This is a genomic window from bacterium (Candidatus Blackallbacteria) CG13_big_fil_rev_8_21_14_2_50_49_14 (assembly GCA_002783405.1).
Classification (GTDB): domain Bacteria; phylum Cyanobacteriota; class Sericytochromatia; order UBA7694; family UBA7694.
Genome location: PFGG01000065.1, coordinates 25,394 through 49,953 on the forward strand (window position 1 = coordinate 25,394; position 24,560 = coordinate 49,953).

A 24,560-nucleotide genomic window follows, 5' to 3' on the forward strand; every position below is an offset into this window, starting at 1 on the left:
CCATGCTTCAATTTAAAAACTATTGCGCAGATAAAACTGTCGATTGAAATGAGCATAAGATTTTTTACGAAAAACCTTTTTTACTGAGTTTAGGTGACGGGAAGCTCTCTTGATGCTTGGAGAAAAGGGGCAAAACGGCTTTTGTCAAAAGCTTTGAGATAAGCTTCCTCTGCATCAATGATCCCTGATTTTAACTTTTCTTCAATGGCCTGATCCATAGTAATCATCCCCACTTTACGTCCCGTCTGCATAATCGAAGGAATTTGAAAAGTCTTTCCTTCACGCAGAAGATTCGACACAGCCGAATTACAGACCAGAACCTCATAAACCCCTTGGCGTCCTCCCTCCTTCTTGCGCAACAATTGCTGAGCAACCACTCCCTTTAAAGAATCAGCCAACATTGCTCGAATTTGCGCCTGAGCAGCAGTGGGAAAAGCATCAATTAAACGATCAATGGTCTTGGGAGCTGAGGTAGAGTGCAAAGTTCCGAAAACCAAATGGCCTGTTTCTGCGGCTGTAATGGCGAGTTCTATGGTTTCAAGGTCGCGCATTTCACCCACTAAAATAATATCAGGATCCTCTCGCAAAGCTGCTTTCAGTGCGCGTGAAAAGGACTGTGTATGTTTGCCCACTTGACGCTGATTCACCAAAGACTTTTGGCTCCAGTGAACAAATTCAATTGGATCCTCAATCGTTAAAATATGATCCGAACGATGATGGTTAATATAATCAATCATTGCAGCCAAGGTTGTAGATTTTCCCGACCCTCCTGCTCCGGTTACAAGAATCAATCCCTTATGGTAGTGGCAAAATTGTTTGGTAAGCACATCAGGCAAGCCCAATTCTTCAGCACTTGAGATCCGATTCGGAATGACCCGAAAAACAGCGCCCACCCCCTTACGATCCATAAAAAAATTGACGCGAAAACGACTGTTTAAAGAGTCTACGCCATAGGCGAAATCAAAATCTTGGCTGATTTCAAAGGCCGCGCGTTGCTCAGAATCAATCAGGTCATAGATTAGGGTTTTGATATTTTCATGCGTAAAAAAGGTTTCACTGGCAGGATGAAGTTCACCATCAATTCTAAGCATCGGACGATTATCTGGAGAAAGATGAAGATCTGAAGCTTTGTTCTCAATCATGACCTTGAGAAGCAAATCAATTTTACTCATACATTTAAGCCCCCAATATGATAGCCCAAATAAATACAAACTCTGCTTCTATACTAACACACAACAAATAGTCAACTTTGCCCCCTTCTTGGCCTGTGCTAAGATGAGACCATGAATTTCATTCTGCACAGGAAACGCATATGACCACCTCGATAGAAGCCACCTCACAGGGGATTGAAAACCAGCAAAGAGAGTTGGAATTCGCCAGCCAAGGCCTTTTGGGCTTTGAAAACCTGAAACGCTATTCCCTTTCTGCCTATGATCCCCAAACCCCCTTTTATTGGTTGCGTTCAATAGAAGACCCAGAACTTGCCTTTATTGTCATGGAACCCCGTTTCCTGGTTGAAGACTACGGTTTCGACCTGCCCGATGAAATCGCCACAGAGCTTGAAATTCAAACTTCAGAATCAGCCTTTGTTCTGGTTTTGCTGACCATTCCTGAAGATATTACCCGTATCAGCGCCAACCTGGCTGCCCCCCTGATTTTCAACCGTCAGAGTAACCGTGGTCGCCAGGTGGTACTGGAAGCCGCTCAATATCCGCTAAGGCTGCCGATTTTTCCTGAGGTGCCTTCTGAAATAGCTTCTGAATCAGAGAATGCATAAAAACCCATGCTGGTATTAAGCCGTAAAATCAACGAGAGCATCATTATTGGCGATTCTGTAGAAGTCATTGTCTTGGAAGTGCGGGACGGGCACGTCAAATTGGGTATCAAAGCTCCACGTGAAGTCAGCATTCACCGCGAAGAAGTCTATGCTGAAATTCGTCAGGAGAATACACGCGCCAGTCACAAAGATCCCAAAACACTTGCTTCGGCAGCTCAAGCAATGCAAGGTTCGGTCTCCAAACCACAGGAGCGCGCTGTGCGTGAAGAAGCCCGCAAAGCACGGCAAAATCCCATCGATCTGCCCAGTGAAGATTTACGTCAATTGGGAAAAAAGCTGAAAGGCAAAACAAGCTCTGACGAATAAGGCATTCTCTCTGTTGTTTATCCCCTTGCACAAAGTCCTGAGGCTGCTCTTAGCGCTGGGTGTTTTTCTTCCGCAAACCCTGGCTTGGTCTGAACCAGCTCCCAAAAGCAGCAGAGAAACGGTCATTGTTCAGGATTTTTTTCCTGCCCCGATGGGCACTCAATGTTCCACACAAATTCAAAAAATTCTGATACGTTCTCAACGCTATAATGTCTGGCCTGATTGGTATGTACGTCAACGCCTGGGGCCACACACTGCAGTTCAAGACTGGCAAACAATCCTAAATAAAGTACCAGAAACTCAGCTTTTGGTACAGGGCAATCTGCAGGGCAGCAACCACCTGATCACCGTCAATTTGATCGTCGCTCAACAAACGGGTAAAGAAAGAACGCTGATTTTCGCAAACAGTCAAACCGGCAAGCCCGAAGCACTTGAAAGCATTTGTCAGGACCTTGCCTACCAAATTTTGGGCGAACCACCTGAAGCGCCTCTGCGCAGCCCCGGTCTCGCCGCCAGCCTGTCTCTGATTATGCCGGGAGCAGGGCATTTCTACCAGGGAAAACCCGCCAATATCTTATTGGGAACAGGCTTTCTTGCCGGTTATGTCGGCCTGGCTTACCTGGGCCTCAGCCCCCAGGAAGAAGGGGGGCTCACGCGGCAACAATGGGGAGGACTTTTGCTCCTGCTCAGTCTGACGGATATCTTGATGGCCTATTTCTTTTCTTTGCCAGATCCAAATCTTACAAAAATTTCACCATGAAACTAAAAATACTTATATTGTCCTTGATTCTGGTTCTCGCCTCGGCTTGCAGCCCACTGGTGGCCATTTATCTCATGGCCCCTGAACAGTCTGCCGCTCCCAAACCTTTACCAAGCCCCAAAAACTAAGCTTTAAATAACATCTGAATTATTGGAAGCATCTGGCTTCTGTGATAAGATACACAAGTGAAAAAAAACAACTTTTCACCTAAAATTCGCTCTGCAGCAGAAGACTTTTGGAATCAGAAAGGCATCCCCATGCAACAGACAGAAGGTTTGGAAAAACACTTGGCATCTGAAGATCCGAAACAAAAAATGGCAGCCATCGATGCCATCAGTAAATCTCCCTTCGCAGGGGGAGAAAAACTTCTGATTCCCTGCTTACAGGACAGTGATGTTAAAGTAAAAGCCGCCGCCGCTTTTGCCCTGCGCAAGTTTGCACAAGAATCTGAAATCGTGCAGCCCCTCATTCAACTCTGCCAGGACGCCAATATCGACGTTCAACTGGCAACCGTTTTTTCTTTGGGTGAAACGGGAGCAAAAGAAGCAGCTCAAGCACTTTTACCTTTGCTCTCCAGCCCTGATGATCGTTTGCGCAGCCGAACAGCAGAAGCACTCGGAAAATTGGGCCATGCCGATGCTTGCGATGCTCTCTACCAAGCCCTTGAGAACGAAGAAAATCCCAAAGTAGGCTTACGCCTGGCAGAAGCACTTCGCCGACTCAATGATGAACGCGCTATTCCGATTTTGATCGCTGCCTTGCAGTTTGAAGACAGCGGTGTTCGTGCGCGTGCCGTTGAAGCCTTGATTCGCGAAGGCGATGCCACTGTTGTAGAACCGCTGGTAGAAGCTTTGGCCGATGAAACCCAAATGGTGCGTTCAGCTGCTGCCTTTATGTTGGGTAAAATTGGTTCGGTCGCTGTCGATGCGTTGGTCGGTGCACTGGCAGATGAAACGCGCAGTGTACGCTCAGGTGCAGCCAAGGCCTTGAGTGAAATTGGCGATATTCGCACGCTTCATCCCCTGATGAAAGCTCTTGAAGACGAAGATCGGCGTGTCCGTACCCGTGCGGCCCAAGCTTTGGGTCGCTTGGGTTCTGATGAAGCCATTTCAGCTTTGATGAAATGTGCCATTGAAGATGAAGCCAAACGGGTGCGTTGGCGTGCCGTAGGGGCCTTGCGTGAACTGAAAAACCTTGAAGCCGTTCCTGCCTTTATCCATTCTTTGAAGGATGAAGACAGCAGTGTTCGACTTGAAGCCATTCGTGCCCTGACTGATTTGGGTATTTCAGATGCCACAGAGGTCATCCAGGAGCTTTTGCAAGACCCGATTCGGCGCGTGCGCTGTGGTGCGGCGAAGTCCTTGGGCGAATTGGGGGATCACCGTGCCATTGCTCCCCTGCGTGACGCACTTTGGAACGACGATGACCAAAGCGTACGCCTGGACGCAGCAAAAGCCACTCGCAAATTGCGGATCCGTCTGGCAGAAACAGTTCAGGCTCTGCTCCAACTTGAAGAACAGGCCCTGCTTTCATTGGTGGATGCCCTGCGGGATGAAGACAGTCGGGTACGTCTGGAAGCAGTCTACTCTTTAGCAGAGTCCCAAGGAGAAATTGTCTTGGAGCCCTTGATTGAGGCGCTGCAGGACGAAGATGCCCAAGTACGTGCTGAAGCAGCCTATGCCTTGGGCAATATTCCAGACGGACGCTCAGTTCCTGGCCTTTTGGAACTCTTACGCGATGAAGACTCTCAGGTGCGCACCAATGCATCTGAAAGCTTGATTGCCCTGGGAGATGAACAATTGGTTGAAATGCTGATCAACTCCCTGCGGGATGAAGACAGCCGGATGCGTACCAGTGCCTCTTTTATTCTTGGCCGCATGGGCAATTACGCCATGGAAAGACTGCTGACCGCCTTGAAGGACGAAGACAGCCGGATGCGCTCCAGTGTAGCCTTTGTCTTGGGTGAGGTTGGAGACGGGCGCGCACTCTCTCCCCTGATTGCAGCCCTGCAGGATCCTGATCGCAGAGTACGTTCAACCGCAGCAGAAGCAATTGAAAAATTGGCCTATCAATCGATTCAACCCTTGATCAATGCCCTCGACAGCGAAGACAATCGCGTACGCAGCCGTGCGGCCAAAGCACTTGGAAATTTGGCACAAAAAACTGTTTCTCCGCTGATTTCTATCAGTGAAGACCAAGATACGCGGGTACAATCCATTGCAGCTGAAGCTTTGAATAAATTGGGAGAAGCTCAATAATGCAAGTCTGTTCTCACGCCAAACCCATAGAAGGAATTTGCTGACATGAATTCAACCCCTGTGCAAGAGCAGAACACCGTTAACTGCTCCTTCTGCGGAAAAACCCACAGTATTCGTCCAGAAACCTTGAGCAAAATCGAAATTCGCTGTTCTCAGTGCAAACTGATGCTGAGCTCAACACCGCATTCACACTTTCAACATCTGGATCCAGCAGTATACCGTCACCAGCTCGATACAGACAGTCAGCAGCATCTGCGCTCGCTGCCTGGCGTGGATAATATTATTCGCAAACTCTTGGACTTTGCGCAGGAAGCCTTCCCTGAAAGCTTTTTTGCAGCCAATTGCATACAGGCCAGTCCACAACAGTATGCAGACCTACATGCCAAATTGGAAGTCGCCTGCCGAACCTTGGGCATGACTTTGCGCCCACATTTGTATATTTCCCCAGAAGATATGGTTTCAAGCACGGGTTGGGGAACTTTCAGTGGTGGCACAGACAAACCCTTTATTGTGCTTCCCGTAACGCTACTGGAAAACTTCGAAGAACATGAAATTCTGGCCGTTCTGGCGCACGAAATGGGGCATTTTCAACTCAATCAACATGCCGTCAAAGTAGCAGCAGACTTCTTACAGCTCATGCTGACCAAACCCCTGCGTCGCAATCCCATGGGGGCTTTTCTCGAAAATATTACGCCTCCGGTACAGAATGCTTTACTCAACTGGCGTTACAAAGCAGATCTCAGCGCAGATCGTTCTGCCCTGCTGGTGCTACAAAACCCTGAGCAACTTGCACAATTGTTGATGAAAATTGCGGGTAACGCAAGTGAATCAACCAATACACTTGAAAATTTCATCACCCAGGCTCGAAATCTTGACCGTCAGAGCATTTTAAACTGGCTCGACAAACCCGGCGTCCAACAACTCTGCCCCACACCTCCGCGTTTTGCGGTCTGGCGTATGGCAGAGCTCTTGAGTTGGACCTCAGACGATATGAAAACCTATGGGTATTCTAAAATTATCAAGGTTTTCGCAGCCTCATAAAATTAACGGCATAAATGCTCAGGCCTCAAGCGGCCTCCCGTTGAGTGCAAAAGAAAGGGAATTATCATGCGTGAAGCATTAACCTATAGCGATGTCTTACTGGTACCCCAATATTCAGATATTGAAAGCCGTCGCAATGTCTCTACCCATACTCGGCTTTCCCGACGCTTAAATCTGCATATTCCAATTGTCAGTTCCAATATGGACACCGTCACCGAATCCGCCATGGCGACCCGAATGGCAGAACTCGGAGGCATCGGCATAATTCACCGCTTTCTCACGATTGAACAACAGGTCAGGGAGGTCGCCAAGGTCAAGCGTTCGCATAATTTCGTGATTCAGGACCCCTACACCATTCAGGTCAACTCCTCCCTGGGAGATGTGCGTGAAGCCATGTATCAAAGAGGCGTCACCTCCTTTCTGGTCGTTGACGCAGAAAACCGTCTGTGTGGAATTGTCAGCCCACGGGATATGATGTTTGAGGATAACCCCGAGACATTGCTAACCCAGATCATGACCCCCTTTGAAAAAATGATTTGTAAACAAACCAGCTCAGCCCAAGAAATGGACTACGAGCAGGCCCGCCAACTTTTAAAAGCACATAAGCTCGAAAAACTGCCCTTGATTGACACCGACCGTAAAATTACAGGCCTGATAACCGCCAAAGATATCCAAAAACGCCTGGAATTTCCCCACGCCATCAAAGACCATCAGGGCCGCCTATTGGTGGGAGCAGCCATTGGTGTCAAAAATGACTATCTTGAGCGCACCCAGGAATTGGTCAAAGCCGGTGTAGACGTGCTCGTGATTGATATTGCACATGGGCATTTTAAATACCTGCTTGAAACCCTCGAAACCATCAAAGCAGATTTTCCCCAGGTGGATATTATCGCAGGCAATGTGGCTACGGCAGCAGGCACCCGTGATTTGATCGCCGCAGGTGCAGATGCGATTAAAGTCGGCGTCGGCCCTGGTTCAACCTGTTCAACCCGGATTGTCACCGGTTCAGGCGTTCCTCAATTGACAGCCGTGATGGACTGTGTTGAAGCCGCCCGAGAAAAAGATATTCCGATTATTGCCGATGGCGGGGTTCGCTATTCCGGTGATATGGTCAAAGCCCTGGCGGCTGGCGCAAGCTCTGTCATGCTGGGAGGACTGCTTGGCGGATGTGAAGAAAGCCCAGGCTTAACCCGTATCAAAGACGGACAAAAAGTCAAAATTTACCGCGGCATGGCCTCCTATGATGCGGCCCGTAACCGCCAACAATCAGAAAAAGGCTACCAGGTAGATCTTGACAGCTATGTACCCGAAGGCATCGAAACCGTGATTCCCTATAAGGGCGAAGTGCGGGAAATCATCGGGCAATTGATGGGCGGCTTGCGTTCAGGCATGAGCTATATAGGGGCACACAGCCTGCCAGAAATGGTTGAAAAAGCTGAATTCGTGCGCATCAGCCCCGCAGGCTGGCACGAAAGCACGCCCCACGCCCAATACAAATAAAGCGCTCAAAAAACGAGACCCGGCTTCAATCTTGAAGCCGGGTCTTTTGCATGGGACTCACAAAACGTGAAACTTGTTTCGTGCCCCAAGTTTAAAACAATTAACTTGAAAAACCAGCACTATCACCATTGACGGTGACGACTGAAAAGATCGCCCAGCGCTCACCCGATTTTTTAAAGGTTGCGATCACTTCTTCAACATACGTCCCCATTTGGTTTGTGACCTTGCGACGAATTCTGGCTGTTGCAGTCGCTTCAGAAACACCGCTGATTTCAAAACTTTGATTTTCCATACGAATGCCCAGTTGGGTAATACCACTGGCCTTTAAATTCTGAAAAAAGACCAATTCCTGAGAAGTAGAGTGATATGCCGCCATCAAGGCATCCAGGTCATCGGTATTGACGGCATTGGTCGCATCTTGAAAAACCTGTTCGATCTGTTTTTTGGCAACTTCTCTGGGGTCAGGTGTTGGGGTTGTCACAGGGGCAGGAGTAGGGGTGGTTCCAGATGAAGACGAAGCGGGAGCCGCAGAAGGCGTCCCCACATTGACAACAATCGCATTCTTATTGGTGAGGTCACAGGCACTGAAAAGAGTAGTAAGAGAGAGTGAAAGCACGAAGAGGTGTTTATTCATGATTTTTTACCATCGATTTTGTATCAAACTTTTTCCAAGATAGCACACCCCAAGAGGAAGGGATAGATACCCTTTTTAATGAGACGGAACTACTTTTTAAAGAGTTCCTTGATGCTGTCCATAAAACCTTTTTTCTTGGGTTTTTCGGGCTCAAATAATTTTCTAGCGGTTGGGTCTTTGGGATCCAGGACCAAGGCCTGTTTTAGAGCAGATTGAGCCATGCCTTTCCAACCTTTGTTGGTATAGGCCTGCCCCAAAGCGGCATGGTACTTCGCAATATTTGGACTGGTTGAAATCGCCCGTTGGAAGGCAGTAATCGCCTCATCCAAAAGATTTTTCCGCATCAAGGCCTGCCCCTCTTGATACGCTTCATCGGCCTGTTTTTTCTTGTATTCTTCGGCTGAAATCTGAGAGTGGGGCTCAGCTTTTGCAGCAGCAGGAGCAGCAGCAGGAGCAGCAGCAGCAGGAGCAGTTTCTGCAGCTGCAGCGGCAGCGGCGTTTTGTGCAGCGACCAAATGCTCAGCCAAAAGACGACGGGTATCCAAATACTGTGCCTTTTTAACATCATTAAACAGCACATCATTGGCCCGATTGATCATGGAAAAGCGCTCTTTGGCTTCTTCCTGCTCTTTTGAACCCGCAGGAAAGCGATCAGGATGAAATTGTTTGGCCAATTTTTTGTAAGCCGCGCGAATTTCGTCTTTATCTGCTTCTTGAGAAACGCCCAGAACTTCGAAAAGATCTATGCGCCAAAGATCGTCATCATCCAATGTATCCACTGGAAACTATCTCCTCTCTCCGAGAATAAAATCTACCTGAACGCCCCAAACCAACAGTCTATTTTAAAAGCTCAGAGGGGCCAGCCTGACATAAAAGTACGGCCAGTATAGCACAGGCCACACCCCTCCGGCAGGAATAGCCGATTCAAAAACCGCTGCTGAGCGCTTTCCAAATCACGCGCCAGTTGATTTCACGGCTGCCTTCCCCAACTTCAGAGACAAAGACATCACGCGCCAGACGCCCAACGGCATATTCATTCATACAGCCATAACCTCCCAAAAGATGCCGTGCTTCTCGGGCCACTTCTTCTGAAATCTGAGCCGCCCAATTCTTGCAAATTGAAGCCGTCATGGCAGCTTGGGGATTTTCCTGAACCTCTGCTGCCGCCCGCATAATATACGTCCAGGAAAGATCCAGTTTCATTTTCATTTCAGCCAGTTTGAACTGGGTGTTTTGAAAATCCGCAATCTTTTTACCAAAGGCCGTACGCTGATGAACATAGGCCAAAGCCCCATCAAAACAGCCCTCAGCCACCCCATGACAGAAAGCAGCAAAGGTGATCCGGCCCTCATTCAAGTTTTTCGTGAGTAGCTCCAGTCCCCCATCCAAGGGCCCCAAAAGCGCATCTGCGGGCAAGCGCAGGTTTTCAAGTGTTAAAAGCGCAGTATCTGACGAAAACCAGCAGTTTTTATCAATCGGAGAGGCAATTAAGCCAGGGGCATTGCCCGGCACAATAAAAATACTGATGCCCAACTTGCTTTCCATATTAGTGCGGGCTGAAACCAGGATATAATCCGCGATACAACCGTTGGTAATAAAAGTTTTGGCCCCGTTCAAGACCCATTCATCTCCCTCACGAACCGCTTTGGTCTGTAAATTGGTGGCATCGGAACCCGCGTTGGGTTCAGTCAGGCCAAAAGCGCCAATCATGGAGCCTTCAATCGTGGGAATTAAATAGGCTTTTTGTTGTTCAGGTGTTCCAAAACTCAGCATTTTGGCGCCCAGTCCACAGGCCACCGAGGCAGAGATTGCAAATCCCGGCAAGACCTTGGCCAATTCCTTAACCCAGAGACACATATCTAAAATTCCGCCGCCCCCGCCGCCCAGTTCTTCAGGGTAACGAATACCAGGAAAACCCAGGGCCGCAAATTCTTTATACAGCTCAACCGGAAACGTCTTTTCATGTTCATATTTTTCAGCCACGGGTGCCAATTGCTCCTGGGCCCATTCACGAACGGTTTTTTGGATCATTTGCTGTTCTTCAGTTAATTTCCACATGCGCTTTTTCCTTCTGGTTTGGTGAGTGGATTATACCAAAGGACACGCGCCAGCGGCCAACCAGAACCTGGCAAAGCCCAAGCATCCAATCGGTTGAGAATATTCTTTTCAGCTTCGCGTTACAATACCCCTATGACAAAGATTGCACTGTGGTGTGAATTTATGCCCTACCACTGGGTCGCCGGGGATCTGCCTTTGCTACACAAGCTGGGGCTGAGCTTAAATCTCGCCATTCCCAGCCACCAAATCGGAGCAAAACCGCTGCACGCTCTCTTACGCGAAGCTGCGCGTCTTGGGGTTGAAATCCGCGCCTGGCTTTTATTGCCCGATTCGCAGGGCTACTGGCCCAATGCCAACAACGCCAAAAGCTTTGCCGATACAGTGCACCGCTTCTATGACTGGATCGAGGCCGAAAAACTGCCCCTGCCCACGCTGATTGCCGATCTTGAACCCGCTTTGGCCGACAGTCTGCTGCTGAAACAATTGCTACTCAAACGCCATCTGCCAGCCCTGCTGAAACATTTGCATCAGCCAGAACGCCAGACCCGCTTTGTGCAGGCCCAAAGCGAATTCAATCGCCTGATTGTTGAACTGCACCAACGCGGAACCGAGGCCTGGGCAGTGACCTATCCCCTGGTGGTAGAAGATGCCCTGGCTGGCAACCGCGCTTTTCAGGAACTTTTGCAACTGCCTGTTTCAGGGGTTGCCTGGGATGCGCTCTCGCTGATGACCTACCGCAGCAGTTTTCGGGATATTTTGGGATTTTCAGTGAGTGCACAGTTTATTGAAAAGCTTTTTCATGAAGCCCGCCATGCTTTTGATATGCCAGTTCAAGCCGCCCTGGGGGTGGTGGGAACGGTGGGAAAGCTCAGTGAGGGGGGTTACCAGGATCCACATGAACTGGGCGCTGATTGCCAGGCAGCACGGCGGGCAGGGGTCAGTGAAATTCAAATTTTTTCATTGGATGGCATGCACAGGGCTCTGACCCCGCACGACTGGATCAACGCCTTGAACCATGAACAAAAACCAGAAAAAGCCACCTGGGCTGACCAGGGGGTACGTCTGCTCTTTAAAACGGCCCATCAAGTCTTAACTCAAACGGGCCCAGACCGCCCCCGTAGCCCTTTGCAGATCTTCAGGCGCAAGAAAGAGTTGCAAACCGCGCTGACCGGCACTGACCGCAATCTTCTCAAATACCTGCGCCAACTCATCGAGAAAGACCGGATACGGTTTTTTCGCCCCCAACGGTGAGACCCCGCCACGAATATATCCCGTCAGGGGCAAAACCTCTTTCAAAGGCACCAATTCCACGCGTTTATTGCCACTGGCCAGCGCCAGGGCCTTGAGATCCAATTCAGCATCCCCCGGCAGACAGGCCATCACAATCCCGGTTTTATCGCCTTTGGCCACCAGGGTTTTAAAAGTCTGCGCCGCTTCAAGCCCAATTTTTTGAGCCACGGCAGGGGCACTTAAATCTGATTCATCAACCGCGTAACTGAGCAGGGAATACTCAATCTCAAGGGCATCTAAAATTCGGGCCGCATTGGTTTTTTTAGTTGACATCGGCCTAAACCAGATACGTGTTTAAAACCCGTGCAAAACGCTCAGGGGCATCTGGATCCACGGCCAGATAGAGACTGGGTTCAAAAACTTCGAGTTCCATCAATTGAAACTCACCCGCCCCCCTCACGCCATCGACTCGGGCATAGAGCCATTCACCCGGCATGGCCTGAAGGGCTTTTTCTGCGGCGGCCCGCATGGCGGGAGTGGCTTCAAAACGGCCCCAACGGGCCCCAAATTCCTCATGGCTGAGAAAGGCACCTTCGGCAGGTGTTTTGACAAAGGCATGGCTGAAACTTATTGCCTGCGGGCTGCGGTAAAAGACCAGTGAAATTTCACCTTGGGCGATTTCAGACACAAAGGGTTGAAGCATCAGGCCCGTGGTTTGGGCCTGGGGAGCCATTTTTTCAAGATATTCAGGCAATTCATGACGCTTTACACGGAAGGTATTGGCCCCCCAAGCTGAGACAATCGGTTTAATCACAAGCTCTGGCCAATCCTGCGCCAGGGCTTTCTCGATCCAATCATGATCCCCTGCTTCTGTAAAAACAGTGGGTACAATGGCCACGCCTGCCTGTTCCAACTCCCGCAGATAGCGTTTATCCAGGTTCCAGCGCACCAAAGAAACCGGATTCAAAACCCGGATCGAACGGGCTTCCAATTGGTTGAGCCAGGCCTCAAAAGCTGCGGTATGGTAATGGTAATTCCAGCAAGAGCGAAAAACCAGCAGATCGATATCTTGCAGGTCGGTCAGGCCTGAAGCTGCATTTTCCCAGAGCACAGGCTTGGCCTGAATCCCCAAAGCTTCAAGCGCAGGCAGCAGGAGTTGCTCATCCTTTTGAAAATCAGGATAATCGCGACAGGTGACAAAACCAAGGGTCTTCATTTGGGGTAAAACCGTGTGCCCGGCAAAATCAGTTCATCGCCACGGTGTTTGACCTTGACTTCCCCAGAAGGTTTAAACACATACAGCCCCTCGTCTTTGCCTACCGACGAAAAACGTTCGTATTCACTTTGTCCATCACGGTAGGTTTCCATCAGGAGAAAAGAGTTCTGATCCAAGCCCACACACACACTGCGGTTGAAACGGGCAGCCGTATAGGCGATCGTATCGGGGTCTTCCATAAAAATATAGTCTTTGCAATGGGGGAAAAGCTGAACTTTTGTTACCAGGCCAAACCCATGGTCAAAGAGTTCAAAATCATACATCCGGGAAGAACCCGTCCATTCATTGGAATTATCATCAAAGACCACCAGGTATTCACACAGACAGAGCGAACCCGCTGAAACCGTATAAAAATTGGCCCCCCGCTCCAGGGCTTCGACAAAGGCATTCTTGAGCTTGAAAAAATTAAGACGGTTCCAAAGCACGGCAATATGGCCGCCAAAGATAAAAATCGAATTGGCCGAGAGAATACGCTCTTCCAATTGGCGTTTTAAAGCCTGATAAAGTGGGTCTTCGGCCACCCGCGAAGTGCTAAAGAAATACTCATCTATTTCATGGCAGACCTTGAGCATTTGGGCATCATTTTCGCGGATTTTCTCCATCGTGGACTGAATATCCTGACAGGCATAGTGGTAGAGCAATTCAATCGGTTTGAGGGAATGCAGACGTTTTTGCCCCATGTCAACATCATAGGCCAGTGCCCGCGCCAGACTCATGCCTTCAAAATTTTCTTTGAGCATCGCCAATTGCTTCTGCAGAATACGAATCAGGCCCGTGTTTTTTTCACGGTAAAAAAGTTTGACCTGCTGAATCACCTGTTGCTTGCTGTGATAAAGCCAGTAAAGCCCTTGCTCTTTTTCACGGAAATAATTGAAATCATGGTAGATCGAAAGGTTTTGAATATTCTGATCAAAGCCCCCTTCAAACTGAGGAGCAATGCCGATTTTATACAAAGCCCGCTTGATATGCGCTTCTTTGAACTCACGCTTTTGCCAGGCCGCTGTGATCAGCAAAACTTTGCGCGAAGCACGCACTGCCGGATCTTGATGTTGAGAACTGAGAATTTGCGTTTTAAAAGCTTCTATAAAATCCGTTTCAAGCTGGATATTGCCATTGAAGACAATACTGCCTTTCATCAGGGCGTTCCCTCCGGTTTTGTTTCTTGGCTCAAAGGTGCAACTTTGTCAGGGTCCAAGAGCAGAATCGCATGGGTAAAAAGCAAGGTGAAATAAGCTTTCAAGAGAAAATCCAAGCCAAAGGCCAGCACCTGCAGCACAGGATGCCCCATCACCAGCATGAGTTGTAAAATCACGGTGGGTAGAAACCAGAGCAGGCCCAAATAGCTGATCTGGCCCGGATGTTTCAAGATCAGATCTTTGCTGTTTTTCCAGGCCGCAAGCCAATTGGAATTGCCCATCACACAGTATTGTTGCCAAAAGCTTGTTAAGGCGGCAATGACCATCAGGATCATGGCACCGCCCATAAAAACCAGGCTCCACTGATAAACCAGGGAAACAGCCGCCTGATGAGGTTCTAAAAAGGCCTGCAGTTTAACAGGGTCAAAACCACTCTGTAAATGGGTACCCAGTTTCTCCAAAAAATTCATGTCCAAAGGCCCCAGCCAGGCTTCAGCCACCAGACTGCAAATTGAAAGGATCAACATCAGCAAGAGAAAAAACATCGAAGCACCGGCCAGCATTGGCCAGAAATAGCGCGCCACCCCTTCAAAAAAATCATCCCAAGAGGCGGGGGTCGAGCGCTCCAAAAGCACGATTTTCATCTGGTAGAGCCAGCCCCCCAAGAGGGCCTGGCGCAGAAAGAAAAACGCCATGGTTGAAATCGGATTGCCACCAAAGAGTCCAACTCCGCCTGAAAAAAACAAAATAATCAAGGCCTCAATCGCAACAGGCCCCAGGAGAATCCGATTCTGGCGCAATAACTGCCAGGTGCGGACAAGAATCTGGTTCATTGTGAAGAGGCAGTTTGAGCACCCAACTCAAAGACCTGGTAAGGAGAGGGCAACATGGGGTGTGCAAGATAACGGCTCACGCTGGGTTGAACCATCAGATAGTCCACAGGATGATAGAGGAAAAGCCAGGGGGCATCTTCCAGAATCAAACGTTCAGCCTCTGCATAGAGTTCATAACGTTTGGGCTCATAATAGAGATCTTCGGCCATCTGCACCAACTGATCCACACGCGGATTGCTGTAGCGGGCCGTATTGGTACGCCCGGCCTGACTGGAATGAAAGGTCGGATAAAAGACCTCACTGGCATCGGCCAGGGTCGGTGTCCAGGCCGCATGGTAAAAGATCGGTGCAACCGCGAAACCCGAAGAAGCCAAGGAGGCCAAAGGCTCCAGGTGAATTTTTACGCCAACGGTCGCCAGATCTTCTTGAACCCGGCGGCAGATTGTATAGGAATCATCATTGTTCTGGTAATAGAGCGTTAAATCAAGATGGGGATTTTGCCAGGGCTCAACAAAACCATCGCCATTTTTATCGCGCCAACCCGCTTCAAAGAGCAGATTTTTGGCGCGGCTGATATCCTGCCGGAAAAGAGGCTCTTTTAAACGCCCTCCCGGAAAGGAAGGCGGAAAAACACCACTGACGGGCCGGGCATAGGTTTGGAGTAAATGATCGGTAATGGCCTGTTTGTCGACCGCATAGTTAAAGGCCTGGCGCACCTTGACCTCATTAAAAGGAAAAGACTGGTTGTCCATGCTCAAATAATGCGTTGTCCAGCGGGGAATTTTGAGCACCTTGGACTGTTGCAAACTGCTCTGACTGCTGGCTTTGACGATTTTTTCACCGCCCATTGGATTCCAGACCGGGTCTTCAAGCACGCGTTGAAAATATTCAGTGGGCAAAGGCGCATGATCGACCTGTTTTTTGACAAAGGCCTGAAAGCGCTCTTTGGTTTCGGGCATGATTTGAAACTGCAGGGCTTGAATCGGGGCAGCTTGTGACTCATAATAGCCTTCAAAGCGTTTCAAGTGAAGGGTTTGGTCTTCACTGACCGACTCCAGTTGGTAGGGGCCGGCCCCGACAGGATGGGAGCGATAATCTTTCCACCAGCGCTCAACATCTTCAGCTGGCACAATCGAAAAGTTGGGCAGGGTCAGCAGATCAAGGGCCATGGGGATCGGCTCTTCAAGATGCAATTGCACAATATGATGATCGATGACCTCAACCCCTAAGAGATGCGGGTTGCGCACACCGGCACGGCGTGCCGCCTGGTAACGTTTCAAGCCCTTGATATTCAAGCGCTCAACCGCCCAGTAATTGGAAGACCCCATCAAGGGGTTGCAGGCCCGCTCAAAGGAGTATTTCACATCGGCAGCGGTGATCACGCGGCCATTGTGAAACCGGGCCTCTGGATGCAGTTTGAAGATATAGGTTTTTTTATCAGGCGCCACTTGCCAGGATTCAGCCAAAGCAGGTATCACCTGATTATAGGCCCCGGCACGGGGAGGCAGAATGGTGGGAGAATAGGCTACCAGTCCCTGGTGAATCAGAGAACTGATCTCCCGACTGTCCCGTGAAGACATATACAAAGGGTCAAAATTGCTGACCGATTGACTTAAAAAGGTTCGAAAAGCGGGCTCGGCGTGTACCGCCGGTGCCAGCAAACTCAAGGCAAGTGCCAGTCCCAATATTTTCCCTGTCTTCATGCTTCCCCTCCTCAGGCGTGTGGGCGCATATGTGGAAACAGCAAGACATCGCGAATCGAGGGTGAGTCGGTCAAAAGCATGACCAGACGATCAATCCCGATTCCCAGCCCTCCGGTAGGAGGCATCCCGTGTTCCAGCGCCAGAATATAGTCGTTGTCCATGGCATGGGCTTCTTCATCACCGGCGTCTTTTGCCGCCAATTGGTTTTCAAAGCGTGAACGCTGATCAATCGGATCATTCAACTCTGAAAAAGCATTGGCCATTTCACGGCCCGTAATAAAAAGCTCAAAACGCTCCGTTAATTCAGAATCCAACCGGTGCTCCTTGGCCAAGGGAGAAATCTCCTTGGGGTAGTCGATGATAAAGGTCGGTTGAATCAAACGGGTATCTATACTTTCAAAAATTTCGTTGATAATTTTGCCCAGACCAAAGCCCGGCTCAATGGCAATATTGTAGCGGGCAGCTGCGGCTGCGGCTGTGTCGCGCGAAACAAAATCTTCAGGCGTCAGTTCTAAAAACTGACAAATCGCTTCGACCATGGTCAGGCGGGGCCAGGGACGGGTAAAGTCGACTTCCTGGTCCTGGTAGGTAATTTTCAGACTGCCGTGAATCTCCTGCACCAAATGGCAGATCAGTTCTTCGGTCAGGTTCATCATGTCCTGATAATCAGCATAGGCCTGATACAGTTCAAGCATGGTGAATTCAGGATTGTGGCGGGTAGAAATCCCCTCATTGCGAAAATTGCGGTTGAGTTCAAAAACCCGATCAAAACCGCCCACAATCAAACGTTTCAGATAAAGCTCAGGGGCAATGCGCATATACAGTTCCATATCCAGCGCATTGTGATGGGTTTTAAAAGGGCGGGCTGCTGCCCCCCCCGGTATGGGGTGCAACATCGGCGTTTCGACCTCTAAAAAGGCCCGCGCGGTTAAAAACTGACGGATCATCGTCAGGGTTCGGCTACGGGTGACAAAGGTTTCACGCACCTCAGGATTGACGATCAGATCGAGGTAGCGCTGACGGTAGCGCAAATCGACATCGGTCAGGCCGTGGTATTTTTCTGGCAGCGGGCGCAAAGACTTGGCCAAAAGCGTAACTTCTTCAGCCTGAATACTGAGTTCGCCTGTTTTGGTACGTGCCACCAGGCCTTTTAATCCCACCATATCGCCAATATCCAGCATTTTCAGCTGCTGGTAGGCTTCTTCTCCCAATTTATTGAGCATGAGCATGCCCTGCAGGCGTTGGCCGCCATCGCGCAGGTCAAGGAAGGTCAGTTTGCCTTTGCCCCGCCAGCCTGTTATCCGGCCAGCAACAGCCACCGTTTCTTCACCTTTTTCACCATTTTCAAGTTTCTCGGCATAGGCCTCAAGAATTTGGGCAAAGGTATGGGTCCGGTCAAAGGTGTAGGGATAGGGTGAAATGCCCGCTTCACGCAGCTGATCCAGCTTGTGGCGGCGCATATCAAGCTCGCTGAGATGCTCCATGGTAATTTCCTGTTGTAAGAGTACGTTGTGATTTTAAAATGCAGTTTCTTCATTGTACACTGAACGTGCAGAATCTGCGAAAACCCCTAGAATTCGACTCGGTTACAGTTGGATGAATTTTGTGGGATCAAGCTATAGCACTGCAATACTTAAATAAATGGAGAATCTAAAATGACGAAAAGTTTGCTCTCTATCTTTGCTCTGAGCCTCTTTACGGCCTGCTCAACACCTGGCACTCCGGCTACAGGTTCAAGTCCCAGTCCAGCAGCGAGCGCTAGCCCTGCTGCTTCAGCAAGTCCCGCTGCCTCAGCCAGTCCTGCTCCTGTGGCAGAAGTCTCTGGCGTTGCGTCGGCAGAGGTTCCGGCAAGATTGAAGGCAATGAAAGAATGCGTCGCAGCTTTGCCGAATGCAAATGCTGGCGTTATTTTAGGCCTGGATGGGAACGTGGCGGCTGTCAATAATTATCTCAAAATAGGGGGCATGGATGCCCAGATTCAAACCACCTATACGCAGTCTATTGCTGTTTTAAAGCAATTTAAATATGATGCTTGCGTCCGTTAGTTCAAAGGGATCTTTTGGCATTCAGTAAAAGACCTACGACGTAAAAGGCCTGCGACAGAATAGCATAAAGCCCGCCGATTGGCGGGCTTTGCTCTTAGGCGGGATTAAAGATCTTGAGCAAAAGTACAATCAAAACACCGGTCACCGAGACATAGAGCCAGAGGGGATAGGTCCAGCGGGCCAGTTTGCGATGAATCTCTGTTTTGCGGCTCAGAGCAAAATAGAAGGTCGTAAAAACCAGCGGCAGGGCCACGATTGATAAACCGATATGGCTGATCAGGGTAAAGAAATAGATCGGGCGAATCAAGCCCTCGGCCAGAAATTTGGTATCGCCATGCAGGCTGTGGTAAACGATATAGCTGACCAAAAACAGACTGGAGGAGGTAAAGGCCCCCAGCATATAGCGCATATGCACCAGCGGTTGTTTGCGTTTAATCGCCTGATAGCCCAGTAAAATCAAGGTGGCTGAAGTACCATTGAAAAAGGCGTTTAACCCAGGCAAGCCATTGACCCAAGTCGCTTGCGAAGTTTGCGCCTGACGGAAATAAATCAGCCAAAATAAAAAGGCAATTGCGACCGCACTGACGCCTAAAATGGCAGGAATCGCAACCTTGCGATCAAAACGCGCATCTAAAGTAGTTTGCATGACAAGTCGAACTCTCTTTCAGCCCCTCAAATACGCAAAAACGTAAAAAAAGCAGGCTTGCTCTAGCTGTATGCTAACAAAAGACGCAGGCTGGGGGAATCAGATTCAACGAGATGGAGGTGTAAATTGCGTTAAAACACCTGTCGAGCGGAACTTGAGCCATTGCCCATAATAAAAGGTCAATTCTTCGTAGAGTTTGACCATGCCCAGATCAGGGGCATACCAATAGCGCAGATAGTCTTCTTTGCCATTTTCATAGCGCAGATGGTGCTCAATTTTCAAAGCCTGAAAGGTTCCCGCAGGAACGGTCACCGTTTCAAAACCCATGACCTGTATCGTTTCAGTTCCGCCGTTAAACACCCGTCCTTCCCAGGCTTTGCCTGCTTGAAAAGGCAATTGCATGGCGGTCAAAAAATTAACGCCACGCACCTCGGCCTCGGGCAGTTTGAAACTCTCACGCAAAACCTGCTCATGGTAACGGGAAAGCTCGACCCGATCGGCAAAGCGCTTGACCAGGGTGGGGGTGGGTTTGATATCCGAATCAGGGTAAGAACGGCGTAGTACAGCCGTTTCAGCTTCGCCCTCAACCCCCAAAGGCTCGGCCCGCATGATCATCGTTTTGAACTTGGTATTGGGCTGATCATTTTGGCTTTGCTCCAATGAAAAGGTCCAACTGCGGCCAGCTTCAAGGGGGTAATAGCGTTTGATTTCAGAGGCCGAAAGCGTTTTCACCGAGCTGCGGGAAACAGGGTTGGGCGCAAGCGTCGCCTGACAGGCACTGAGAAAGAACAGAGCGGAAAAAATCAGAGAACGGCGCATGCAAAAAACCCCTTTGAACGGATGAAAGATTCTTTTCAGTATAGCATTGCCTGTTTTTTGTTTCTGTAAATTCATTCTGGGGCCAGAAAAAAATAACCGGTCGCAGTTAAATTGCTATGAAAGGCTCAAAATGACTTGAATTCAGACAGGAATTTCCAGCCTATTCACAGGCCCGCTCTTTCTCCCGATTTTTTTAGACTTGAGCTATACTGAATACGGAATTAACCGAAAAATAACCAGCCCTTATAACCCGGAGGCCTTATGACTACCCCCCTGACCTTGCTCTCAGAAGAAGAAACCCTGTTTAAACAAATGGTGGGTGAATTCGCCCATGAAAAGATCAAACCCCTTTCCATGAAAATGGATCAGGAAGCCAGCTTTGACAAAGGGCTGATCAAATCCTTCTTTGACCTCGACATCATGGGAATCGAAATTCCCGAAGCCTACGGCGGTGCAGAGGCCACCTTTTTCATGTCCATTCTGGCCGTTGAAGCCCTGTCTGAAGTGGATGCCTCTGCAGGCGTGATGGTCGATGTACAGAACACCCTGGTCAACAATGCCCTGGTACGTTGGGGCAATGAAGACCAGAAATCCCGTTATCTTCCCAAAATGGCGAGCGAATGGATCGGCGCCTATGCCCTTTCTGAAGCGGGCTCAGGTTCTGATGCCTTTGGCCTGGCTGCCCAAGCCCAGGATATGGGCGATCATTTCGTGCTCAATGGCAATAAACTCTGGATCACCAATGCCGGTGAAGCCAGCCTTTTCATCGTCTTTGCCACCACAGACCGCAGCCTTGGTTACAAAGGCATTACCGCCTTTTTGGTCGAACGCGATTTTGAAGGCTTTACCGTGGGCAAAAAAGAAGACAAACTGGGCATTCGCGCCAGCAGTACCTGTGAACTGATTCTGAACAATTGCAAAGTCCCCAAGGCCAATGTCTTGGGTGAAGTGGGCAAGGGTTACAAAGTAGCGATTGAAACCCTGAATGAAGGCCGTATTGGCATTGGTGCTCAGATGATCGGTCTGGCCCAGGGTGCACTGAATTGCGGCATTCAATACGCCAAAGAACGCCAGCAGTTTGGCAAATCCATCGCCTCTTTTCAGGCCATTCAATTCCAGGTCGCTGATTTAGCCACCCAATTGGAAGCCGCCCGTCTGCTGGTTTACAATGCAGCCCGCCTCAAAGATGCCGGCAAACCCTTCCTGAAAGAAGCTGCCATGGCCAAACTGTTCTCTTCGCAAGTTGCAGAAAAAGTAGCCTCTCAGGTGGTTGAAATTCATGGTGGCTATGGCTATACCAAAGAATATCCCGCCGAAAAATATTTCCGCGACTGTAAAATTGGCAAAATCTATGAGGGAACTTCCAATATGCAGTTGCAGACGATCGCCAAAATCGTGATGGGCTGAGGGTCTGAGGTTTTTTGACTTCGGGGGGTTGTAGAGCTGTTACAATTTTGTTATAATCTTTGCATACAACAGGTTCAAGCGGCTCCCCCATCGCAGTCTTTCTTTCCAGCCAGGAGCAGAAAGGATGCTTTCATGGTGCAGATACAATCTCGTCCACTCTCTCTTTCAGCGGGTCTTCCCGACGGACGCAGATCTGCCCCCCCAACGCCCCCTTTGCCCAAACCCTCACAGCTGAAGTTTTTCGCTACGGGTGATACCCTTCAGAAAACAGTGAATGCGGGTCAAAGTTTAGCCCAAATTGAATTGTTACCAGCCTTGGAAATCTCAACAGATGCCCAAGGCTGTATTCGTGTCGGCGGCTTTCCACCGGGTCAGCCCCCTGCGATTGAAACCGTTATCGATCAGGTTTTTCCTCAGGCCCAAAACATCAAAATCTTGGCTGAAACCCATGAACGGCCATTTGATACCTATACCTTCAGCGTCGATGGTCAGGATTATAAATCCAGCTTTCTTTCCCGTGGCTTCACCCCCAGTAAAGCACTCAGCATCGAAGCCCTTCACAACTGATAGTTTAAGAATAAAGCAGCCACCGGGCCATTGCTTTCCAGCCCATAGCCCAGATTCACAGCCTGCTGCGGACCTTTCCACTGCGTAGAATCAGCAGGATAATAGCGCCATCCGGCATCCAGTCCCAGAATCAAGTCAGGCGTGGCCTGATAATAAAGTCCGGCAAAAGCTGTTCCCCCCAGCAGGCTTTGACTGAGTGAGCCCTGGGTCTGACCCTGGCTGAGAGAAGCATTCATTTGACCGACTCGAAGCCCCAAAGCTAACACCCATTGTTGAAAATAAAAGCGTTTGCTCAGCCCCAATTCTGCACTCAAAGCCAAGAGACTGTTCGTGCCCTGGGCCAATTGACCCAAACTGCCATTGAGCTGAAAATAGGTCTCAGACCATCCCAAAATACGTGCCAGACTGTAGAGAATTTCGAGACTGCCCTCGGGTTGAAAATCCTGGGGACCCAGGCGGGGGTCCAGGGTCAGACTGCCAATTCCGCCCTTCAGGTTCACCTGCCAATCCGTTTTGGCATATTCCTGATACTGATCTCCAGCTTCAAAAGGACGACTCATCAGAATCGGCTCAGCAAAAACTTCCTTTTCAGCCAACGCTCTCAATTTGAGAAAACCAATTTCTTTCTGGCCTTTTTCAGGGCCCTGATACTCCAAAATTTTATAGCCCTGATCGAGATGCACCCCCAAACTGCCTGTGGTCTCGCCCTCTGGCAGAGAAAGCGTAACACGCTGGGTTTTTGGGTCTTGGCCCATGACCTGTCCTTTGATTGCAAAATCTGGGTTACGCTTTAATTTCGCAGTCAGTTCCTGCAAACGGTAGAGCGAGGTTACCCCTGCCACCAATTGATTCACCTGGCCCAGGGCATCGGGGTTGAGCAGGCTGAGAGAGCCCAGACTTAAATTCAAAACCTGCTCAGAAACTTGATTGAGTTGATGAATGGGTTGCAATTCCCGCTCCAAGATCTGCACCGCCACAGGGGTGAGAGCTGGGGCTGGATTGTCCTGTTCAACACGGGCAAAGAGTTGCTGAAAGGGTTGAAGCTGACGCAATTGTTTTAAAAAAGCCTGAGCATCTGTAAGTTCTGGGGCGTGACCCAATTCCCGCAACATGCGCTGGCGCAGGCCCTCAGGATTTTGAATCGGCAAAAGCCTCACAATTTTCCAATCCTGCTTGTAGTCTTCAATCAGCTCAGGGCCCTGCTCTCTCAGATGGTAAACCGGCAAACTCAAATTCAGTTGAGACTCAAAGGACAGATACCAGGTTTCAGAGTTTTTGGGTTTTTCGGGCCCTGCGATTGTAATTGGGCCAAAATGCCAGTCGGGGGCCATCACATAGGCCGCCCCCATCAAACGTTGGGTTTCACTCCAGGAAACCACTTTCTCGCCGACACGCAGATCAGTCAATTCCTGACCAGCAGCCAGTTCCCCCGCATGATCCTGCTGGTACTGACGGGCCAGGCTCAAAAATTCAGGCAAAGACAATTCCATATCAAAGGCCTGAAGGGGATAATCAAAACGGGGCAATTCGCGTTGAAAATAACGGCTCAAAAAGCTATCCAAGGGATTGTTTTGAGATTGATAGATGGAAACATATTTGCGCTGATAATTTTGCAGAGCAGGCGCTTCTGCCTGTGCAAAAACAGACAGGGGAAAAGCCAAATTCAAGCTGCAACACAGGCTTAAGAGCCAGACCAGTTTAAAAAGGAAAGACATTTTTCTGTATTTTGATCAAAGTTTATTTTTTAACTTATCGCCACTGAAGCTCAAAACTTGTCTTTCCAGCGACAGAGACAAAAACCCGGCCCATGCCCACAGGGCAGATGGTAATAACGCGATTGGGCCAAAACTGACTTTTTGACAATCGGCCAGGCTTTCCAGTGATCAGAGCCAAAGGTCAGACTGAGCAAGACCCGCAATTGAGACGTGGGGGCATAGGGGGCCGTGCTGTGCAAAAAACCCGCCCCAAAGACCAGCGCTTCGCCCAGGCGATAGTGAAAGATAGCGGTCTCTTCGGCATTGCGTTCATAGAGCAAATGGCCGTGATCGGAATTCCATTCAAACAAAGGCGTAATCAAAGTAAAAGCCTGGGCCCCGGTGTGATAGTCATAGTGCCAGACAGGGGCTGGAGCCCGGTTGCCCAACACCCAAAAGCCACAGTAAAGCCGAGGCCGATGCGCAATTTCCAATCGGGCCTTTAAATCTGACGTCAAATCCAAGGCCTCAAAAAAAGTCTGAAAGGGCTGAAAGCCTCGCTCATCATGGCTCGAAAGCCAAAACAGGGGATCACAGTCATAGGAGAAGAGATCCCAACGCTGTGCATCCACCCGAAGGGTCTTGCGCAGAAGCTTGCCCCCTTTAAAGAGCCGGGCCTGGGCAGGCAAATTGAAATAGTTTTCAAGAGAGCCTTTGAATACCGCCTGAATTTCAGCCAACAAAGCTGGATCAAAGGCCAGGGTATAGGCATTTAAACCGGGGGCCAGGCGCTGAAATTTTTCAAGCATG

At 49.5% G+C, this 24,560-nt stretch carries 22 protein-coding genes and 1 pseudogene; 9 read left to right on the forward strand and 14 right to left on the reverse strand.

What is annotated here, in order from left to right; all coding sequences use genetic code 11:
- Positions 1–89: 89 nt before the first annotated feature.
- Complete coding sequence (locus COW20_17050; GenBank protein ID PIW45952.1) at positions 90–1,172, reverse strand: type IV pili twitching motility protein PilT; 1,083 nt, start codon at positions 1,170–1,172, stop codon at positions 90–92.
- A gap of 140 nt (positions 1,173–1,312) precedes the next feature.
- Here COW20_17050 and COW20_17055 point away from each other — a divergent pair, with 140 nt between their 5' ends.
- From COW20_17055 to guaB, 6 genes are all read left to right on the forward strand, one after another.
- On the forward strand, positions 1,313–1,777 hold the full coding sequence (locus COW20_17055) for a flagellar assembly protein FliW (protein ID PIW45953.1): 465 nt from the start codon (positions 1,313–1,315) through the stop codon (positions 1,775–1,777).
- A 6-nt stretch (positions 1,778–1,783) separates the two neighbouring features.
- A complete protein-coding gene (gene csrA, locus COW20_17060) occupies positions 1,784–2,143 on the forward strand; it encodes a carbon storage regulator (protein PIW45954.1) in 360 nt (119 codons plus the stop codon).
- Between the two features lie 13 nt (positions 2,144–2,156).
- The gene (locus COW20_17065) at positions 2,157–2,903 is read left to right on the forward strand and encodes a hypothetical protein (protein ID PIW45955.1); all 747 of its coding nucleotides are present in this window, start codon (positions 2,157–2,159) and stop codon (positions 2,901–2,903) included.
- Positions 2,904–3,088: 185 nt separating this feature from the next.
- Positions 3,089–5,161 carry a hypothetical protein gene (locus tag COW20_17070; protein ID PIW45956.1) on the forward strand — a complete coding sequence of 691 codons (2,073 nt, stop codon included), beginning with the start codon at positions 3,089–3,091 and terminating at the stop codon, positions 5,159–5,161.
- A gap of 45 nt (positions 5,162–5,206) precedes the next feature.
- Entirely contained in the window at positions 5,207–6,202 is a 996-nt protein-coding gene (locus tag COW20_17075) for a hypothetical protein (protein PIW45957.1), read from the forward strand.
- Between the two features lie 60 nt (positions 6,203–6,262).
- Positions 6,263–7,702: an IMP dehydrogenase gene (gene guaB, locus COW20_17080; GenBank protein ID PIW45958.1), complete on the forward strand. Its 1,440-nt coding sequence runs from the start codon at positions 6,263–6,265 to the stop codon at positions 7,700–7,702.
- Positions 7,703–7,802: 100 nt separating this feature from the next.
- On the opposite strand, the gene COW20_17085 is transcribed toward guaB, so the two are convergent.
- From COW20_17085 to lysS, 9 genes are all read right to left on the reverse strand, one after another.
- On the reverse strand, positions 7,803–8,336 hold the full coding sequence (locus tag COW20_17085; protein ID PIW45959.1) for a hypothetical protein: 534 nt from the start codon (positions 8,334–8,336) through the stop codon (positions 7,803–7,805).
- A gap of 89 nt (positions 8,337–8,425) precedes the next feature.
- On the reverse strand, positions 8,426–9,115 hold the full coding sequence (locus COW20_17090) for a hypothetical protein (GenBank protein PIW45960.1): 690 nt from the start codon (positions 9,113–9,115) through the stop codon (positions 8,426–8,428).
- 145 nt (positions 9,116–9,260) lie between these two features.
- Positions 9,261–10,394 carry an acyl-CoA dehydrogenase gene (locus COW20_17095; protein PIW45961.1) on the reverse strand — a complete coding sequence of 378 codons (1,134 nt, stop codon included), beginning with the start codon at positions 10,392–10,394 and terminating at the stop codon, positions 9,261–9,263.
- Positions 10,395–11,483: 1,089 nt separating this feature from the next.
- Positions 11,484–11,957 carry a Cys-tRNA(Pro) deacylase gene (locus COW20_17100; GenBank protein PIW45962.1) on the reverse strand — a complete coding sequence of 158 codons (474 nt, stop codon included), beginning with the start codon at positions 11,955–11,957 and terminating at the stop codon, positions 11,484–11,486.
- Positions 11,958–11,961: 4 nt separating this feature from the next.
- Entirely contained in the window at positions 11,962–12,840 is an 879-nt protein-coding gene (locus COW20_17105; protein ID PIW45963.1) for a hypothetical protein, read from the reverse strand.
- Positions 12,837–14,036: a hypothetical protein gene (locus tag COW20_17110; protein ID PIW45964.1), complete on the reverse strand. Its 1,200-nt coding sequence runs from the start codon at positions 14,034–14,036 to the stop codon at positions 12,837–12,839. Before COW20_17110 ends, COW20_17105 begins: the two co-directional genes overlap by 4 nt.
- Complete coding sequence (locus COW20_17115; protein ID PIW45965.1) at positions 14,036–14,869, reverse strand: hypothetical protein; 834 nt, start codon at positions 14,867–14,869, stop codon at positions 14,036–14,038. The genes COW20_17110 and COW20_17115 overlap by 1 nt, the downstream gene beginning before the upstream one ends.
- A complete protein-coding gene (locus COW20_17120) occupies positions 14,866–16,572 on the reverse strand; it encodes a hypothetical protein (protein ID PIW45966.1) in 1,707 nt (568 codons plus the stop codon). The genes COW20_17115 and COW20_17120 overlap by 4 nt, the downstream gene beginning before the upstream one ends.
- A gap of 11 nt (positions 16,573–16,583) precedes the next feature.
- Positions 16,584–18,056 carry a lysine--tRNA ligase gene (lysS, locus tag COW20_17125; protein ID PIW45967.1) on the reverse strand — a complete coding sequence of 491 codons (1,473 nt, stop codon included), beginning with the start codon at positions 18,054–18,056 and terminating at the stop codon, positions 16,584–16,586.
- Between the two features lie 252 nt (positions 18,057–18,308).
- On the opposite strand from lysS, the pseudogene COW20_17130 reads away from it, so the two are divergent.
- Positions 18,309–18,422 (forward strand): annotated as a pseudogene (locus COW20_17130) (AraC family transcriptional regulator).
- A gap of 289 nt (positions 18,423–18,711) precedes the next feature.
- Here the strand turns inward: COW20_17130 and COW20_17135 are convergent.
- Complete coding sequence (locus COW20_17135) at positions 18,712–19,263, reverse strand: DUF420 domain-containing protein (protein ID PIW45968.1); 552 nt, start codon at positions 19,261–19,263, stop codon at positions 18,712–18,714.
- A gap of 105 nt (positions 19,264–19,368) precedes the next feature.
- On the reverse strand, positions 19,369–20,082 hold the full coding sequence (locus tag COW20_17140) for a hypothetical protein (GenBank protein ID PIW45969.1): 714 nt from the start codon (positions 20,080–20,082) through the stop codon (positions 19,369–19,371).
- A gap of 261 nt (positions 20,083–20,343) precedes the next feature.
- Here COW20_17140 and COW20_17145 point away from each other — a divergent pair, with 261 nt between their 5' ends.
- Together COW20_17145 and COW20_17150 are read left to right on the forward strand one after the other, a co-directional pair.
- A complete protein-coding gene (locus COW20_17145; protein PIW45970.1) occupies positions 20,344–21,489 on the forward strand; it encodes an acyl-CoA dehydrogenase in 1,146 nt (381 codons plus the stop codon).
- 132 nt (positions 21,490–21,621) lie between these two features.
- Entirely contained in the window at positions 21,622–22,056 is a 435-nt protein-coding gene (locus COW20_17150) for a hypothetical protein (GenBank protein PIW45971.1), read from the forward strand.
- On the opposite strand, the gene COW20_17155 is transcribed toward COW20_17150, so the two are convergent.
- Both COW20_17155 and COW20_17160 read right to left on the reverse strand, forming a co-directional pair.
- Positions 22,047–23,771 carry a hypothetical protein gene (locus COW20_17155; protein ID PIW45972.1) on the reverse strand — a complete coding sequence of 575 codons (1,725 nt, stop codon included), beginning with the start codon at positions 23,769–23,771 and terminating at the stop codon, positions 22,047–22,049. The genes COW20_17150 and COW20_17155 overlap by 10 nt on opposite strands.
- A gap of 50 nt (positions 23,772–23,821) precedes the next feature.
- Positions 23,822–24,559 carry a hypothetical protein gene (locus tag COW20_17160; protein PIW45973.1) on the reverse strand — a complete coding sequence of 246 codons (738 nt, stop codon included), beginning with the start codon at positions 24,557–24,559 and terminating at the stop codon, positions 23,822–23,824.
- Position 24,560 lies beyond the last annotated feature (1 nt).